The organism is Halomonas sp. BN3-1 (assembly GCF_003056325.1).
Lineage (GTDB): Bacteria > Pseudomonadota > Gammaproteobacteria > Pseudomonadales > Halomonadaceae > Halomonas > Halomonas litopenaei.
Genome location: NZ_PYVV01000007.1, coordinates 44,939 through 60,299, shown reverse-complemented (window position 1 = coordinate 60,299; position 15,361 = coordinate 44,939). Strand labels below are relative to the sequence as shown.

At 64.7% G+C, this 15,361-nt stretch carries 11 protein-coding genes and 4 tRNA genes; 9 read left to right on the top strand and 6 right to left on the bottom strand.

Annotated elements, in window-relative coordinates; all coding sequences use genetic code 11:
• Positions 1-58 precede the first annotated feature (58 nt).
• Positions 59-772, bottom strand: coding sequence for a GntR family transcriptional regulator (locus tag C9F12_RS11165; RefSeq protein WP_240184233.1), 714 nt, complete (start codon positions 770-772; stop codon positions 59-61).
• Between the two features lie 287 nt (positions 773-1,059).
• Here C9F12_RS11165 and C9F12_RS11160 point away from each other — a divergent pair, with 287 nt between their 5' ends.
• The 5 genes from C9F12_RS11160 to C9F12_RS11140 all read left to right on the top strand — a co-directional run bounded on the left by C9F12_RS11160 (position 1,060) and on the right by C9F12_RS11140 (position 6,166).
• Positions 1,060-2,469 (top strand): flagellar biosynthesis protein FlgA, encoded by a 1,410-nt coding sequence (locus C9F12_RS11160; protein WP_108448910.1) that lies wholly within the window; start codon positions 1,060-1,062, stop codon positions 2,467-2,469.
• 76 nt (positions 2,470-2,545) lie between these two features.
• Positions 2,546-3,514 (top strand): tripartite tricarboxylate transporter substrate binding protein, encoded by a 969-nt coding sequence (locus C9F12_RS11155; RefSeq protein WP_045994607.1) that lies wholly within the window; start codon positions 2,546-2,548, stop codon positions 3,512-3,514.
• 92 nt (positions 3,515-3,606) lie between these two features.
• Positions 3,607-4,188, top strand: coding sequence for a tripartite tricarboxylate transporter TctB family protein (locus C9F12_RS11150; RefSeq protein ID WP_108448909.1), 582 nt, complete (start codon positions 3,607-3,609; stop codon positions 4,186-4,188).
• 46 nt (positions 4,189-4,234) lie between these two features.
• Complete coding sequence (locus C9F12_RS11145) at positions 4,235-5,728, top strand: tripartite tricarboxylate transporter permease (protein ID WP_108448908.1); 1,494 nt, start codon at positions 4,235-4,237, stop codon at positions 5,726-5,728.
• Between the two features lie 195 nt (positions 5,729-5,923).
• Positions 5,924-6,166, top strand: coding sequence for a type II toxin-antitoxin system Phd/YefM family antitoxin (locus tag C9F12_RS11140; protein WP_108448907.1), 243 nt, complete (start codon positions 5,924-5,926; stop codon positions 6,164-6,166).
• Between the two features lie 210 nt (positions 6,167-6,376).
• Here C9F12_RS11140 and C9F12_RS11135 read toward each other — a convergent pair.
• The 5 genes from C9F12_RS11135 to C9F12_RS11115 form a co-directional block, all read right to left on the bottom strand.
• Positions 6,377-6,452 (bottom strand) — tRNA-Asn (locus C9F12_RS11135).
• A 58-nt stretch (positions 6,453-6,510) separates the two neighbouring features.
• Positions 6,511-6,586: transfer RNA gene (locus tag C9F12_RS11130), tRNA-Asn, on the bottom strand.
• A 46-nt stretch (positions 6,587-6,632) separates the two neighbouring features.
• A tRNA-Asn gene (locus C9F12_RS11125) sits at positions 6,633-6,708 on the bottom strand.
• A gap of 352 nt (positions 6,709-7,060) precedes the next feature.
• Positions 7,061-7,137: transfer RNA gene (locus tag C9F12_RS11120), tRNA-Met, on the bottom strand.
• A gap of 159 nt (positions 7,138-7,296) precedes the next feature.
• Positions 7,297-8,178 carry a choline ABC transporter substrate-binding protein gene (locus tag C9F12_RS11115; RefSeq protein ID WP_240184242.1) on the bottom strand — a complete coding sequence of 294 codons (882 nt, stop codon included), beginning with the start codon at positions 8,176-8,178 and terminating at the stop codon, positions 7,297-7,299.
• 322 nt (positions 8,179-8,500) lie between these two features.
• Between C9F12_RS11115 and betI the strand changes: the two genes are divergently transcribed.
• The 4 genes from betI to C9F12_RS11095 all read left to right on the top strand — a co-directional run bounded on the left by betI (position 8,501) and on the right by C9F12_RS11095 (position 15,304).
• Positions 8,501-9,121 carry a transcriptional regulator BetI gene (gene betI, locus C9F12_RS11110; protein WP_204248998.1) on the top strand — a complete coding sequence of 207 codons (621 nt, stop codon included), beginning with the start codon at positions 8,501-8,503 and terminating at the stop codon, positions 9,119-9,121.
• Between the two features lie 161 nt (positions 9,122-9,282).
• Positions 9,283-10,752: a betaine-aldehyde dehydrogenase gene (gene betB, locus C9F12_RS11105; RefSeq protein ID WP_108448905.1), complete on the top strand. Its 1,470-nt coding sequence runs from the start codon at positions 9,283-9,285 to the stop codon at positions 10,750-10,752.
• A gap of 78 nt (positions 10,753-10,830) precedes the next feature.
• A complete protein-coding gene (gene betA / locus C9F12_RS11100) occupies positions 10,831-12,624 on the top strand; it encodes a choline dehydrogenase (protein ID WP_108448904.1) in 1,794 nt (597 codons plus the stop codon).
• A 229-nt stretch (positions 12,625-12,853) separates the two neighbouring features.
• Positions 12,854-15,304 (top strand): acyl-CoA dehydrogenase, encoded by a 2,451-nt coding sequence (locus C9F12_RS11095; RefSeq protein ID WP_108448903.1) that lies wholly within the window; start codon positions 12,854-12,856, stop codon positions 15,302-15,304.
• Positions 15,305-15,361: the final 57 nt, after the last annotated feature.

The following is a 15,361-nucleotide window of genomic DNA, read 5'->3' as shown; positions in this document are numbered from 1 at the left end:
TCAGTGTCTCGCTATCACGCCCTTGGCTGGCCGGCGTCGCCTGCCGCACCTGGCTCACCTATTGGCCGCTCTCGGTGTCGACATCGGCGAGAGACTGGTCCTCGGCCGCGGGGTTGGCGTACTTCATCCAGGTCTTGCCGAGGTGATTGCGCAGTTCGTTGCCGACCTGCTTGCCGTCGCGGGCTTCCAGGGCGGCCATGATGGCTTCGTGCTCGTCCATGGCCACGGACCACTTCTCGTTTTTCAGGTTGGAGAGATAGCGCACGCGGTAGAGCTGTCGGCTCAGGGTGGCGTGGATCTCGATCAGAGAGTTGTTGCCGGAGAGCGAGACGATGCGGTTGTGGATCGCCTGGTTCAGGCGAAAGTAGTTCTGGCGGTCGCGGCGCAGGAAGGCGGCCTTCATCTCGAAGTGTAGAGCCTGCAGCTCCGCGATGTCGTCGTCGCTGGCATTGGCGCAGCAGAGCTCCGCGGCTGACTGCTCCAGCACGCTCAGCACGTAGGCCTTTTCCTGCACGTCCTGGGGGCTGACGTCGGCCACCACCGCACCCCGTCGCGGGGAGATGACCACCAACCCTTCTGCTGCGAGGATCTTGAACGCCTCGCGCATGGGGGTGCGCGAGACGTCCAGTTCTTCGGCCAGCTTGCGCTCGGGCAGCCGCTGTCCGGGCTGGAAGTGATCCATCACGATATGTTCACGCAGGTAGTTGGCGACCTTCTCCACCAATCCTTCGCGTGCGTCCACTGCCGCTTCGTCCATCGTTATCGCCGTCATGGTCTTCGATACCTAGAGAATGGCATACCGTTTTTTGACGGGCAAACATTTACGCGGTTTGTCTCACTGCATTTATTCGTTGTTATTCAACGATATAACGCACACCTTTTGCCTTATTCGACCAAGGTCTATGCCCTAATCGTTTGACCACCAAAATGGTATACCACTACATTTCTCTGCATCTTGATCCCGCCCGATCCTTCCAGACCGAGGCCTTCAACCCGCTCAGGCAGCCCCCGGCAACGCGCCAGCGGTAGGCCAGGCCAGCACGGAGACGCTCTACGACCATGAATTACCTTCACCACTTTGATACCGCCACCACCGTCGAGGCATGCGTCGCGGGCGCTGGCGATTTCGGTCGCGGCATCCTCCGTCAGGCCCAGCAGATGCCCGGCATGAACGCGCGTATCGCGGTGGACATCAGCGCCGAGACGGCCGCCCAGGCGTTCGAGAAGGCCGGCATTCCGGCCTCGCAGATTGCGGTATGCCAAACTTCGGACGAGGCAAGCGACGCCTGGCAGGCGGGCAAGTTTGTCGCCTGTGGCGATCTCGAAGTGGTCAAGCACCTGGATTTCGACATCCTGGTGGAAAGCACTGGTATACCAAACGCCGGTGCCACCCACGCTGCCAGCGCACTCAAGGCCGGCAAGCACGTCGGTATCGCCACCAAGGAAACCGAATCGGTGGTCGGCCCCTACCTGACCCGCCTGGGCAACCGCCATGGTCGCCTGTTCACTCCGCTGGACGGTGATCAACCGAGTCTGTTGATCGGCCTGGTGACCTGGGCCCAGACGCTCGGCTTCGAGATCATCGCCGCGGGCAAGAGCAGTGAATACGACTTTGTCTGGGACGAAGAGGATCAGGCGATCTGGTGCAACGGCACCCGTTTCGACGCCCCGGACATGGCCGACCTGTGGACACTGCCCGAGGGCGACGAGCGCAGTGTGGTGCGCGCCCGCGGCGAGCACCTGAGTGCCATCCCGCAGATCTCCGCACCGGACCTGTGCGAGATGACCAATGTGGCCAACGCCACCGGCCTTACCCCTGACCACCCTGCCTTCCACGCCCTGGTGCTGCGTACCCATGAGGTGCCGACCCTGCTGGATCTGGAAGGCAACGGCGGCGTGCTCTCCGGCACGGGGCGTCTGGAGGTGTTCAACTGCCTGCGCCGCCCGGACGAGCTGAGCTTCGCCGGTGGCGTCTTCGTGGTGGTGCGCTGCGAGGACGCCCACGCCTGGGAGGTGCTGGACGGCAAGGGCCACATCCTGAGTCGCAGCAAGAAGAGCGCCATGGTCTACCTGCCGCGCCACCTGCTGGGCCTGGAAGCGCCGATCTCGCTGCTCGACGCCGTGCTCAAGGGCCTGCCCTCCGGCGGCGGCCAGGCCACCCGCCCGGCGGTGGACCTGGTCGCCCGCGCCACGGTGTCACTCAGCAAGGGGCAGGAGCTCGAGATGAAGGGCCACCATCGCCACATCGCAGGCCTTCAGCCCGAGGTGCACCCCGCCGCTGCGCTACTCGATGCCACCCCGGTGCCCTTCTATCTGCTGCCTGGCGCCGTGCTCAAGCGCGATGTGGCTGCAGGACAGTTGATCAGCGTGGCCGACGTACAGCTGCCGGATTCCACCTTACTCCACCTTCGCCGCGAGCAGGACGCGATGTTCTTCTCCACCGCCGAATCTTCCTCCGAACCGGCCTGACGTCATGTCAGGCCACCTGGCAACCACTGGGCATCTGCCCATGCTCAACCACAACAACCACCCCCAGGAGAACGCCATGATCACCCGAAACGCGATCATCACCGCCAGCGCCCTCGGCCTGTCGCTCGTCGTTGCGAGCCCCGCCGCGCTGTCCGCCGACGAGGCGGCCGACTTCCCCTCCAAGCCGCTGCAGTTCCTGGTCGCCGCCGGCGCCGGTGGCGGCACCGACAACTTCGCGCGCACCATCAAGCCGCTGCTTGAAGAGGCCATGGACACCCGCGTGACGGTGGTCAACCTGCCGTCCGCCTCCGGCGCCCTGGCCCACCAGCGTACCGCCAACGGCGACGCCGACGGCCACACCCTGGACTTCGCCTCCTCGACTCTGGTCACCTCGCTTGCCGCCGGCCAGAACCCTACCGGCCTCGACCAGCTCACCCCGGTGGCGCGCATGCAGTCCGACGTGATGACGCTGATCGTCGATCCGGACAAGTACGCCGACTTCGACGCCTTCATGGAGCACGCCAAGGCCAACCCGGGTCAGGTCATCATCGGCGGCACCCACGCGGCCAGCCCCGACCGCATGGCCTTCCTGTCGTTCCGTGACGCCACCGGCCTGGACATCAGCTTCATCCCCTACGACGAGGAAGGCAGCGTCGCCGCCAACGTCATGGGCGGCAACATCGATGGCCTGTTCGGCGAGATCAGCTCTGTGCTGAGCTACATGGAATCCGGCGAGATGATGCCGATCCTGGTGTTCGCCGAGGAGCGTCTGGAGAACTTCCCGGACATCCCCACCACCGTCGAGAACGGCTGGGACCTGACCGACGGCAACGAACGCGGCATCTTCGTCCACGCCGACACCCCGGACGCCATCGTCGAGAAGCTCGAGTCCACGCTGAAGAGCGTCTACGACTCCGAGACCTACCAGGAGTACGAAGAGCGGGTGAACCTGCACTACCGCGAGGGCTGGCTGGGTAGCGACGACTACCGCGAGAAGCTCGAGCAGAACCTCGAACTCTACACACGGCTTCTGGAAAACACCTGATCCCGTGGACTGGCGGGCCGGGTACTACCCGGCCCCTCACCTTGCGCTGACGGGACTCGCTCCCGCTGGCCCGCCGTGAACCGAGCCTCACCATGCATACCAAGTTCACCGTCTTTGCCGTCCTGTTGCTGGTACTGGCCGCCGTCACCCTGGTGCCGACGCTTGATTTCCCGAGCTCCGAGGACGTCTCGACCTTTATCGGCCCGCGCCTGTGGCCGCTGTCGCTGTTGCTCCTGCTGATCGTGCTGTCGGCGACCCTGCTGGTCTCCACCCGCATGAGCCAGGCCAAGGAGCGTGCCAGCGACGCCGAGGCCAAGGCCGCGATGGCGAAAGCCCCGGCGACCGAACCCGGCCAACAGGCTGACGCCGGCCAGGCCAGCGCCACCGACAGCGCCACCGACAACGTTACCGACAGCACCACCGAAGCCGCTGGCGTTGCTCTTGACCCTGGGTTTCTTGCCGCCAACCGCCACTGGTGGCTGATGGGCACCACCGTTGCCTACACCCTGCTGATGCCGGCCATCGGTTTTCTGCTGGCCACCGTGATCTTCACCCTGGCCTGCACCCTGCTGCTTGGCGCGCGCCACTGGGCGGCCCTGCTTGCCACCGTGGTCATCGCCGTTGCGCTGATCCAGGGCGTGTTCTCCACCCTGCTGGGCATCCCCTTGCCATGACACCCAGCCGGTACGATTTTCCACCAGTATTTCGCGGGAGCTGACGATGCTGGAGAGTTTTCTCAGTGGGCTAGGCGTGGTCTTCCAGCCCATGAACCTGTTGATCCTGACCTCGGCCGTATTCATCGGCTTTATCGGTGGCGCGCTGCCGGGCATCAGCGGCGTGATCCTGGTGGTCATCCTGCTGCCGGTCACCTACGGCATGGAGCCCACCCAGGCGTTCATGCTGCTGACCGCCATCTACGGCTCCACCGTCTTCTCGGGGCTGATCACCGCCATCCTCTATCGCGCCCCAGGCACCCCGGAGGCGGTGATGACGGCCTTCGACGGCTACCCCATGACCCAGCAGGGCGAGGCCGGCAAGGCGCTGGGCATCGGCGTGCTGAGCTCGGCGGTGGGCGGGCTGGTCGGCACCATCGCGTTGATCATCTTCACCCCGATGCTGGCCTCGGTGGCGCTGAAGTTCTCCTCCCCCGAGTACTTTGCACTCGCCATCCTCGGCCTGACCGTGGTGGCCTCCCTCGGTGGCCGGCTGATCCTCGGCTTGATCGGCGCCACCCTGGGCCTGTTGATCGCCACCATCGGCATCGACCCGCTCACCGGTACCAGCCGCTATACCTTTGACAACCTCAACCTGGCCGAGGGGGTCGGACTGATTCCGGTCATCGTCGGGCTGTTCGCGGTGTCCGAGGTGATGAAGCGCTCCCTGAGCCGTGACGCCGAACAACCGCTGACCAAGGTCAAGATCAAGATCTTCGATGCCCCCATCCTGAAGAAGATCGGTGTGACTCTGTCGCGCTCATCGATACTTGGCGTCATCATCGGCATCCTGCCGGGCATCGGCGCCAGCACCGCCGCCATGGTCAGCTACAGCGAGACCGTGCGCTGGTCCAAGCACCCAGAGAAGTTCGGCAAGGGCGCACCGGAAGGTATCGCTGCACCGGAGGCCGCCAACAACGCCGCCGCCATGGGCGCCCTGGTGCCGCTGTTCGCCCTAGGGATTCCGGGAAGCGGCACCACCGCGATCATCCTCGGCGCCTTTATCATGCATGGCCTGCAGCCGGGGCCGATGTTCATGCTGACCTCGAGCGACCTGATCTACGCGGTGTTCGCTGGGCTGTTCGTGGTGAACTTCATGATCCTGGCGTTCTCCAAGCCGTTCATCAAACTGTTCACCCGACTGCTCAACGTGCCCTACTCGGCGCTGGGCCCGATCATCCTGATGTGCTGCATCGTCGGTACCTACTCGGTGCGCAACTCGATGTTCGACGTCTGGCTGATGCTTGGCTTCGGGGTGCTCGGCTTCCTCTTGGAGAAGATCAAGTTCCCGCTGGTCTCGATCATCCTTGGCCTGGTGCTCGGCCCCATCGCCGAGAGCGAGCTGCGTCGCTCGCTGGCCATGTCCCAGGGTGACCTCGGGATCTTCTTCTCCCGCCCGATCAGCGCAAGCCTGATCGCCATCGCCGTGCTGCTTCTGGGCACCACCGTCGTCATTGCCCTGCGCAAGCGGGCCAGGACCCGAGCCGCTGCGATGGGCTGAGGTGATAAAGCCACACTCTGGCTGACCCCCAGCATCCTCCCCACGCAGAAACGACATCGCCCTCGTTGCCGATCAGGCAACGAGGGCGACTTTCTTTGCTGAACCACCCGTGGGCGCCAACAACGCTATCTGAGTCGGACGGCCTGACGGCCAGATGCCCATCTTGTCCTAAGCTTATCCAACAGGAGGTGGCCGATGACTACAGTAACCGTCGAGAATGCTCGCGCTGAGCTTGAAGCCTTGATCGACAAGGCATTGGAAAGCCACGAACCTATTTTCATCACCGGTAGAAGAGGTGACGCCGTCTTGCTGGCGGAAGATGACTGGCGTGCCGTCCTGGAAAGCCTCCACCTGGCTTCCCTACCTGCCATGGGCGAATCGATCAGGGAAGGGCTGGAAACCGATCTCGGCCAGTGCGAGCGAGAACTAAAATGGTGACTTGGTAGACAGACATCGCATGCTGGAGAGAACGATTCGCCCCGAGTGCAAACTTTCTGCGACACCGCTTTTTACGCTCAGGCATCGCAGACCTCAGCAAGAGTGCGGCAGAAAAACGCAAAGCATGAAGCGAATCCTGGGACGGAAATCCCGGATAGTTTCAATAAAGAGAAGAGACGGCAGGAAAGGAAAAACACCGAAAATCAGCACTGGCTCCCCGAACAGGACTCGAACCTGTGACCCAATGATTAACAGTCATTTGCTCTACCAACTGAGCTATCGGGGAACAACGATGTGCAGTACTTCAAGCTTGGCGACAATGTCAGCAATGCTGCAAGGCAAGATGGCTCCCCGAACAGGACTCGAACCTGTGACCCAATGATTAACAGTCATTTGCTCTACCAACTGAGCTATCGGGGAATTACCTTGAATTGTCGGTGCGTGACGCGGGATCAACCGTTGCGGTTGGCTCCCCGAGCAGGACTCGAACCTGCGACCCAATGATTAACAGTCATTTGCTCTACCAACTGAGCTATCGGGGAATCGCCTCAAGCACGGGGCGTAGTATACGGATCGCTCCGAGATCGTCAAGCCCGGTTGCGCTTTTGTTGACCCAAGGACTGGCTTAACCCGCTGATCCGCCTCGTAACCTGGGTTCGGGCGGCTCGGGCTGCCGTCACGATGCACTGCACGTTCTGAAGCCCTATCCTAAAGCCCTATCCTGAAGCCCTACCCTGAAGCCCTGCCCTGAACGTTGGCCCCTCGCCCACCGGGCAGGTGCGGGCGGGTCACAAACGCTGAAAGACAGTGCCAGACGATGGCTGACGGGAGGCAAAAAACCCGCCGCATACGAAAGCACCCGCTGACCGAGGTCAGCGGGTGCTTTCTAAATCCTGGTGGCTACGCCCTGACTCGAACAGGGGACCCCATCATTATGAGTGATGTGCTCTAACCAACTGAGCTACGTAGCCTTTTGGGTCGTCATGCGGCAAAAGCGCCGTGTCGACGGGGGAGAATTATGCACACCGTTCATGAACTTGGCAAGCCCGCCTGCGAAATTTTCGACGGCGGGCCTGCCCTGCTCTCTCCTGCCTGGGACGCTCTGGGTTGTTCAGCGCCCCAGTGCTGGCTTATTCAACACCCAGCTCCGCCTTGACCACCTCGAGGGCAGGCTCGCCATCGGCAGTCTCCACGCCTTCGAGCCAGGCGTCCAGCAGCGCCGGGTTGGCCTTGAGGTAGTCGCGGGCGGCCTCGTCCGGGGCGGTACCGTCATCCATGATGGTGCCCATCAGCTGGTTTTCCATCTCCAGGGTGAAACTCAGGTTGTTGAGCAGCGCACCGACGTTGGGGCAGGCGTCGGTGTAGCCGGCGCGGGTGTTGGTGTAGACGGTGGCGCCGCCCAGGTCGGGGCCGAAGTAGTCGTCGGCGCCCTCCAGGTAGGCCATGTCGAAGTTGGTGTTCATGGGATGCGGCTCCCAGCCGAGGAACACCATCCAGGTCTCGTCGGGGACTCGGGCACGCAGCTCCGCCAGCATGCCGGCCTCGCTCGAGTCGATCAGCGACCAGTCGCCGAGCCCAAAGGCGTCATCGTCGATCATCTGCTGGATCAGCTCGTTGCCGTCATTGCCGGCCTCGATGCCGTGGAGTTCGCTATTGAACTTGTCGGCGTGCTCGTCGAGATCCGCCACCGAGGTGACACCGGCGTCGTAGACATACTGCGGCACCGCCAGGGTGTACTTGGCCCCTTCCAGGTTGGCCCCCAGGCGGTCGACATCGCCCTGCTCGACGTAGGGGTCGCTGATGGACGCCATGGACGGCATCCAGTTGCCAAGAAAGACGTCGAAGTCGTCGTTCTTCATGCCCGAGTAGGCGATCGGCACCGAGACGGTGTCGATACGCGTCTCGTAGCCCATAGCCTTCAGCACTTCGGTGGTCAAGGCGGTGGTGGCGGTGATGTCGGTCCAGCCGACTTCGGCGAAACGCACCGGCTGGCAGCTGTCATCGGCGGCCATCGCCTGGGGGGCGGCAAGGCCGGCGATGGCAGCCGCCAGCACGGACAGAGCGGGAATCGTCGGGGTCGTCATGATGCACTCCTTGTTGAGGTTATCGGTTGCAGTATGGTGGCCTGTTCACGACTGTGCCGTTGAATCGACCAGATTTTGATTGAACGTCCAATCAATAAAAGGCATACTCTCTACATCCTAACCTCGGGGGTGCCTCGAGGAGCAAGTCACTAGATTCAACTCTTGAGCTCGATACCGCTCGGGACGCGCATCAACAGATTCACCTCTCGGGCACCTCAATGTTCGAGGGCGAACGGCACGGAGGTCTGTCATGCCCAAGGTAGGAATGGAGCCGATCCGCCGCCAGCAGCTGATCCAGGCGACCATGGCGGCGATCCACGAGGTGGGGCTTGCCGATGCCACCATCATGCGCATCGCCCGCCACGCCGGGGTCTCCGCCGGCATCATCAGCCACTACTTCGGTGGCAAGGATGGCCTCCTGGAGGCGACCATGCGCCAGATCCAGCATGACCTGGGCCAGGCCGTGGCGGCGCGGCGCAAGGCGCTGAGCGACTCAAGCCCCCGTGCCCATCTGGAAGCGATCATCGACGGCAACTTCGACGCCTCCCAGACCAACGCCCGCGCTGCCGGCACCTGGCTCGCCTTCTGGGCCAACTCGATGCACAAGGCCGACCTGCAGCGGCTGCAGAAGATCAACGACCGGCGGCTGTACGCCAATCTGTGCTACCAGTTTCGCCGGCTGATGCCCCGACACGAGGCCCAGCGCGCCGCCAATGGCCTGGCCGCGATGATCGACGGTCTGTGGCTGCGCGGCACCCTGTCGCCGGAAGGCCTGGACGCGGTCCAGGCCCGCCAGCTGGCGCGGGAGTACCTGAATCGACTGCTCGACAGCCACGCGCCCGCTGCGGCTCGCAAACCCGAACCGGCCTGAGTCTCTTCCGGCCAAGGCCCCGAGCCTCGAGCCGGATCTCAGGCAGACCGAGTGGGCAGGCTCAACACCTGCGCCACTCACGCGCACATTCTTGCTCTTCACTTATCGCCCCGACATCGCTGTCAGCTTGCTGACACATGCCCTTTCGACAGGAGGATGCCATGGCAACTCTCGAACTCCAGAAGCTCTACATCGACGGCCGTCTGACCGACGCCACCTCCAACGAGACCTTCAGCGTCACCAACCCCTACGATGGCAGCCACCTGGCCGACGTGCAGGTGGCAAGCCAGGCTGACGTGGACGCCGCTGTCGCCGCGGCCCAGCGCGGCCAGAAGGTGTGGGGCGCGATGTCCGGCATGGAGCGCGGACGCATCCTCAACCGCGCCGTGGCGCTGCTGCGCGAGCGTAACGACGAGATCGCCGAGCTCGAGACCCGCAACACCGGCAAGCCGTTCAGCGAGACGTCCACCGTCGATATCGTCACCGGCGCCGACGTGCTCGAATACTACGCCGGCCTCGCCGCCGCCATCGAAGGCAGCCAGATTCCGCTACGTGAAGACAGCTTCGTCTACACCCGCCGCGAGCCGCTGGGGGTGATCGGTTCCATCGGCGCCTGGAACTACCCGATCCAGATCGCCTGCTGGAAGTCCGCCCCGGCGCTGGCCGCCGGCAACGCCGTGGTGTTCAAGCCCAGCGAGGTCACCCCGCTGACCACCATGATCCTGGCCGAGGTGTTCACCGAAGCCGGTCTGCCCGATGGCGTGTTCAACGTCGTCCATGGCGAGGCCGAGGTGGGCCAGGCGATCACCGGCCACCCGGACATCGCCAAGGTCTCGTTCACCGGCGAGGTGGGCACCGGCAAGAAGGTGATGTCGGCCTCCGCCGCCTCCAGCCTCAAGGACGTCACCATGGAGCTTGGCGGCAAGTCGCCGCTGATCGTCTGCCGTGACGCCGACCTGGTCCGTGCCGCCGACGCGGCGATGATGGCCAACTTCTACTCCAGCGGCCAGATCTGCACCAACGGCACCCGGGTGTTCGTCGACAACGCCGTCAAGGCCGACTTCGAGGCACTGCTCGAGGAGCGCGTGGCGCGCATCAAGGCCGGCGACCCGATGGATCCCTCGGTCAACTTCGGCCCGCTGGTCAGCTTCGAACACCAGGAGAAGGTGCTGTCCTACATCGAGCTGGGCAAGCAGCAAGGCGCCCGGGTACTGGCCGGCGGCGACGCCTGGGACCAGGGCGACTGGGCCAAGGGCGCCTGGGCGGCCCCCACGGTGTTCACCGACTGCACCGATGACATGCGCATCGTGCGTGAAGAGATCTTCGGCCCGGTGATGTCGGTGCTCGGCTTCGACTCCGACGAGGAAGTGATCGAGCGCGCCAACGCCACTACCTATGGCCTGGCCGCCGGCGTCTTCACCGAGAGTCTCAACCGTGCGCATCGCCTGATCCATCGCCTGGAAGCCGGCATCTGCTGGATCAACACCTGGGGCGAGTCCCCGGCCGAAATGCCGGTGGGTGGCTACAAGCAGTCCGGCGTCGGCCGCGAGAACGGCATCGAGACCCTGGCCCACTACACCCAGACCAAGTCGGTCCAGGTCGAAATGGGCCCCTTCGAGTCGGTCTTCTAAGGCCGGCCCGTCGCGACAGCACTCGAACACCGCGTCACGCCTGACCCGGTCACCCCATTGCCTTCAGGGAGGCGTCACATGTCACAGCTCCGTGAATTCGACTACGTCATCATCGGCGCCGGCTCCGCCGGCAACGTCCTCGCCACTCGTCTGACCGAGGACCCGGACGTCCAGGTCCTGCTGCTGGAAGCCGGCGGCAAGGACCACCGCTTCGACTTCCGCACCCAGATGCCGGCAGCGCTGGCCTACCCGTTGCAGGGCAAGCGCTACAACTGGGCCTTCGAGACGGACCCCGAGCCGCACATGGACAATCGCCGCATGGAGTGCGGTCGCGGCAAGGGCCTTGGCGGCTCTTCGCTGATCAACGGCATGTGCTACATCCGTGGCAACGCCCTGGACTATGACGGCTGGGCCAAGCGCGACGGGCTCGAGGATTGGCACTACGCCAACTGCCTGCCCTACTTCCGGAAGGCCGAGACCCGCGATATCGGCCCCAATGACTACCATGGCGGCGATGGCCCGGTGTGCGTGGCCACCCCGAAGCCCGGCAACAACCCGCTCTACCACGCCTTTATCGAGGCGGGACAGCAGGCGGGCTACCCGGCCACCGAGGACGTCAACGGCTACCAGCAGGAAGGCTTCGGCCCCATGGACCGCTTCGTCACGCCCCAGGGACGCCGCGCCTCCACCGCGCGTGGCTATCTGGACGAGGCCAAGAAGCGCTCCAACCTGACCATCGAGACCCGAGCCACTACCGACGTCATCCTGTTCGAGGGCAAACGTGCGGTGGGCGTGCGCTATCAGCGCAAGGGCCAGACCCAGGAGGTGCGCACCCGTCGCGAGGTGCTGCTGTGCGCCGGCGCCATCGCCTCGCCGCAGATCCTGCAGCGCTCGGGCATAGGCCCGGCGGACCTGCTGGCGGAGCTCGGCATCGAGGCGGTCCACGTCAACGACAACGTCGGAGCCCATCTGCAGGACCACCTGGAGATGTACATCCAGTACGAGTGCAAGAAGCCGATCTCGCTGTACCCGGCGCTGAAGTGGTACAACCAGCCGGCGATCGGCGCCGAGTGGCTGTTCAAGGGCAGCGGCGTGGGCGCCAGCAACCAGTTCGAGGCCGCCGGTTTCATCCGCACCAGCGAAGAGGAAGCCTGGCCGAACCTGCAGTACCACTTCCTGCCGATCGCCATCAGCTACAACGGCAAGAGCGCGGTGCAGGCCCATGGCTTCCAGGCCCACGTCGGCTCGATGCGCTCCCAGAGCGAAGGCCGCGTACGGCTGACCTCGGTCGATCCCAAGGCCGCGCCCTCGATCCTGTTCAACTACATGTCCACCGAAAAGGACTGGGAAGAGTTCCGCGACGCCATCCGCCTGACCCGCGAGATCATCGCCCAGCCGGCCATGGACGAGTTCCGCGGCCGCGAGATCTCGCCGGGGCCGGACGTGCAGAGCGACGATGAGCTCGACGCCTTCGTGCGCCGCCACGCCGAGACCGCCTATCACCCCTGTGGCACCTGCCGCATGGGCGACGGTGACGACTGCGTGGTCGACGGCGGCGGACGCGTGCACGGGGTAGAAAGCCTGCGGGTGGTCGACGCCTCGCTGTTCCCGGTGATTCCCACCGGCAACCTCAACGCGCCGACGATCATGCTGGCCGAGCGTATGGCCGACAAGATCCGTGGCCGCGAGCCGCTGCCGCCGAGCCAGGCGCCCTACTACGTGGCCAACGGCGCCCCGGCCCAGAAGCCGCCGCAGCGCCGGCTCGAGGAGGCCCATCCGACCCAGAGCGAGCGGCGCCTCTCCGCGCGCGCCGATGCTGGTGCTGGTGCTGGTGCTGGTGCAAGTTCTGATAGCACAGCGCAGCCTGGCTGACGCCGGAAAAGCTGCCGCTGGCGGCGACACGATTTAGACGACATCGACCTGGCCCCGTGACTTTCACGGGGCCTTTTTTGTGCAGCTAAGAGACCTCTAGTTCGACCATGGTGCAAGAGGCAAGGTTTTCGATGGCCGGTTGTCAGGCGATGGGCTAATCTGCAAGAATTCAAACAGGCGTTTTATTACAACCACACTTCCTCTCATCGCTCTCCAAGGAGAACCGCCCATGCTCAGCCTGCTCCTGCTCATCTTTGCGGTCGTTGGCCTGATCGCCATCGCCCGCCGCGAGGCCGGGGCCGCGCCTGCCGCCGCCCTGCCCGCCATTCTCGGGGTCGCGGGCCTGGTCCTCGACGCCGAATTCGTCGGCGTACTGCTGCTGATCACCGCCGCCGTCATCGCCGTCTGCGGCCTGCCGGCGCTGCGCCAAGGTTGGCTGTCGCCGCGTCTGTTCGCCATGTTCAAGAAGGTCGCCCCCCGCGTATCGGATACCGAGCGTACTGCGCTTGAGGCCGGCAGCGTGGCCTGGGACGGTGAGCTGTTCTCCGGCCGTCCTGACTGGCAGCGCCTGCTCGACTTCAAGGATGACGGCCTCAGCGACGAGGAACGCGCCTTCATCGACCATCAGTGCACCGTGGCTGCCGGCATGTGCAACGCCTGGGACATCGCCCGCGAGCGCGCCGACCTGCCGCCGGAGCTGTGGGACTACCTGAAGAAGGAACGCTTCTTCGGCATGATCATTCCCAAGGAGTACGGTGGTCTCGGCTTCTCGGCCAAGGCCCAGTCGGCGGTGCTGCAGAAGCTCGCGGTCAACGAGACCCTGATGTCCACCGTGGGTGTCCCCAACTCGCTGGGTCCGGGTGAGCTGCTGCTCAAGTACGGCACCCAGGAGCAGAAGGACCACTATCTGCCGCGCCTGGCCGACGGCCGCGAGATCCCCTGCTTCGGCCTGACCGGCCCCCGCGCCGGCTCCGACGCCACTTCGCTGCCGGACGTCGGCATCGTGTGCAAGCAGGAAATCGACGGCAAGGAAGTGCTGGGCCTGCGCCTGACCTTCAACAAGCGCTGGATCACCCTGGCGCCCATCGCCACCGTGGTCGGCCTGGCCTTCCGCATGTTCGACCCGGACCACCTGCTGGGCGACATTGAGGACCTCGGCATCACCTGCGCGCTGGTGCCGCGTGATACCGACGGCATGGAGATCGGCCGCCGCCACCACCCCATCGGCAGCCCCTTCATGAACGGTCCGATTCGTGGCAAGGACGTATTCGTGCCGCTGGACACCATCATCGGCGGCCCCGAGATGGCCGGCGAAGGCTGGCGCATGCTGATCGAGTGTCTGTCGGTCGGCCGTTGCATCACCCTGCCCTCCGGCGCTACCGGCACTGGCCGCTACGCCATCGGCTGGGCCGGCGGCTTCGCCCGCATCCGTCGCCAGTTCAATGTGCCGGTGGCCGAGATGGAGGGCATTCAGGAGCCGCTGGCACGTCTTACCGCCAAGGCCTACATCGCCCAGGCGGCGGTCTACCAGACCGCCAACACCATCGACCACGGCCAGGCGCCGGCGGTGCCATCGACTATCCTCAAGAGCCAGTTGACCGAGTTCCAGCGTGACATCCTGGCCGATGCCATGGACATCCACGGCGGCAAGGCGGTGACCCTGGGCCCGCGCAACTACCTGGGCATCGGCTACAGTGCCAACCCGGTGGCGATCACCGTGGAAGGCGCCAACATCATGACCCGCAACCTGATGGTGTTCGGTCAAGGCGCGATCCGCTGCCATCCCTACGTGCTGGAGGAACTGGCGGCCAAGGATGCCGATAACGCCAAGGCCTTCGACCGGGCGTTCTTCCGCCATGCCGGGCTGATCTTCGGCAACGCCGCCCGCGCCCTCACCATGGGCCTGGGCATCGGCAAGCCGTCCTGCCCCTTCGACGAGGTCGCCCGCCCTTACGCCCAGGACGTGGCCCGCCTGTCTGCCGGCTTCAGCCTGTGCGCCGACGCCGCCATGGCGAGCCTGGGCGCCGAGCTCAAGCAGCGCGAGATGCTCTCGGCGCGCCTGGGTGACGTGCTCTCCAACCTCTATCTGGTGAGCATGGTGATCAAGCAGTGGCACGAGGGTGACAAGGTCGAGGGCGAGGCGGAACTGATGCACTACGCCTGCCGCTTCCTGCTCAATCGCGCCGAGACCGCCTTCGTCGAGGTCTTCGACAACCTGCCCAACCGGGCGATGGGCAAGACCCTGAAGGTGCTGGTGATGCCGCTGGGCCGCCGCTGGGCACGCCCCCACGACGACCTGGCCCGGTCCATCGCCCGTGCGGTGTCCACCGACAGCGCCCTGCGCAAGAAGCTCTTGGTCGGCGCCTGGGACAGCAACGACCAGGTCCAGGACAACCCGGTGGCGCGCTACAACGCCCTGCTGGAAACCCAGGACCGCGCCGAGGTGCTCTATCGCCAGATCAACAAGGCGTACTCCAAGGGCAAGCTGCCGGTGCAGGCGCTGCACCCGGAAGAACGCCTGGAAGCCGCGCTCGAGGAGGGTCTGATCAGCGAGGAGGATGCCGACTTCATGCGCAAGCGCGAGGCCGAGGTGCTCGACATGCTGAGCGTGGACGACTTCGCCTTCGACGCCTTCGTCACCGACAAGGAAAAGATGAACCACCACAACGTCACCGCATAACGCCGACGTTTCGCGCACCACCACGACGCCCGGGCCCAGCCCGAGCGTTTTCATTGG

What these genes read in the sequence shown, in the direction of transcription:
- C9F12_RS11165 (WP_240184233.1), bottom strand. Translation starts at nt 772, where the DNA reads ATGACGGCGATAACGATGGACGAAGCGGCAGTGGACGCACGCGAAGGA.
- C9F12_RS11160 (WP_108448910.1), top strand. Translation starts at nt 1,060, where the DNA reads ATGAATTACCTTCACCACTTTGATACCGCCACCACCGTCGAGGCATGC.
- C9F12_RS11155 (WP_045994607.1), top strand. Translation starts at nt 2,546, where the DNA reads ATGATCACCCGAAACGCGATCATCACCGCCAGCGCCCTCGGCCTGTCG.
- C9F12_RS11150 (WP_108448909.1), top strand. Translation starts at nt 3,607, where the DNA reads ATGCATACCAAGTTCACCGTCTTTGCCGTCCTGTTGCTGGTACTGGCC.
- C9F12_RS11145 (WP_108448908.1), top strand. Translation starts at nt 4,235, where the DNA reads ATGCTGGAGAGTTTTCTCAGTGGGCTAGGCGTGGTCTTCCAGCCCATG.
- C9F12_RS11140 (WP_108448907.1), top strand. Translation starts at nt 5,924, where the DNA reads ATGACTACAGTAACCGTCGAGAATGCTCGCGCTGAGCTTGAAGCCTTG.
- C9F12_RS11115 (WP_240184242.1), bottom strand. Translation starts at nt 8,178, where the DNA reads ATGGCCGCCGATGACAGCTGCCAGCCGGTGCGTTTCGCCGAAGTCGGC.
- betI (WP_204248998.1), top strand. Translation starts at nt 8,501, where the DNA reads ATGCCCAAGGTAGGAATGGAGCCGATCCGCCGCCAGCAGCTGATCCAG.
- betB (WP_108448905.1), top strand. Translation starts at nt 9,283, where the DNA reads ATGGCAACTCTCGAACTCCAGAAGCTCTACATCGACGGCCGTCTGACC.
- betA (WP_108448904.1), top strand. Translation starts at nt 10,831, where the DNA reads ATGTCACAGCTCCGTGAATTCGACTACGTCATCATCGGCGCCGGCTCC.
- C9F12_RS11095 (WP_108448903.1), top strand. Translation starts at nt 12,854, where the DNA reads ATGCTCAGCCTGCTCCTGCTCATCTTTGCGGTCGTTGGCCTGATCGCC.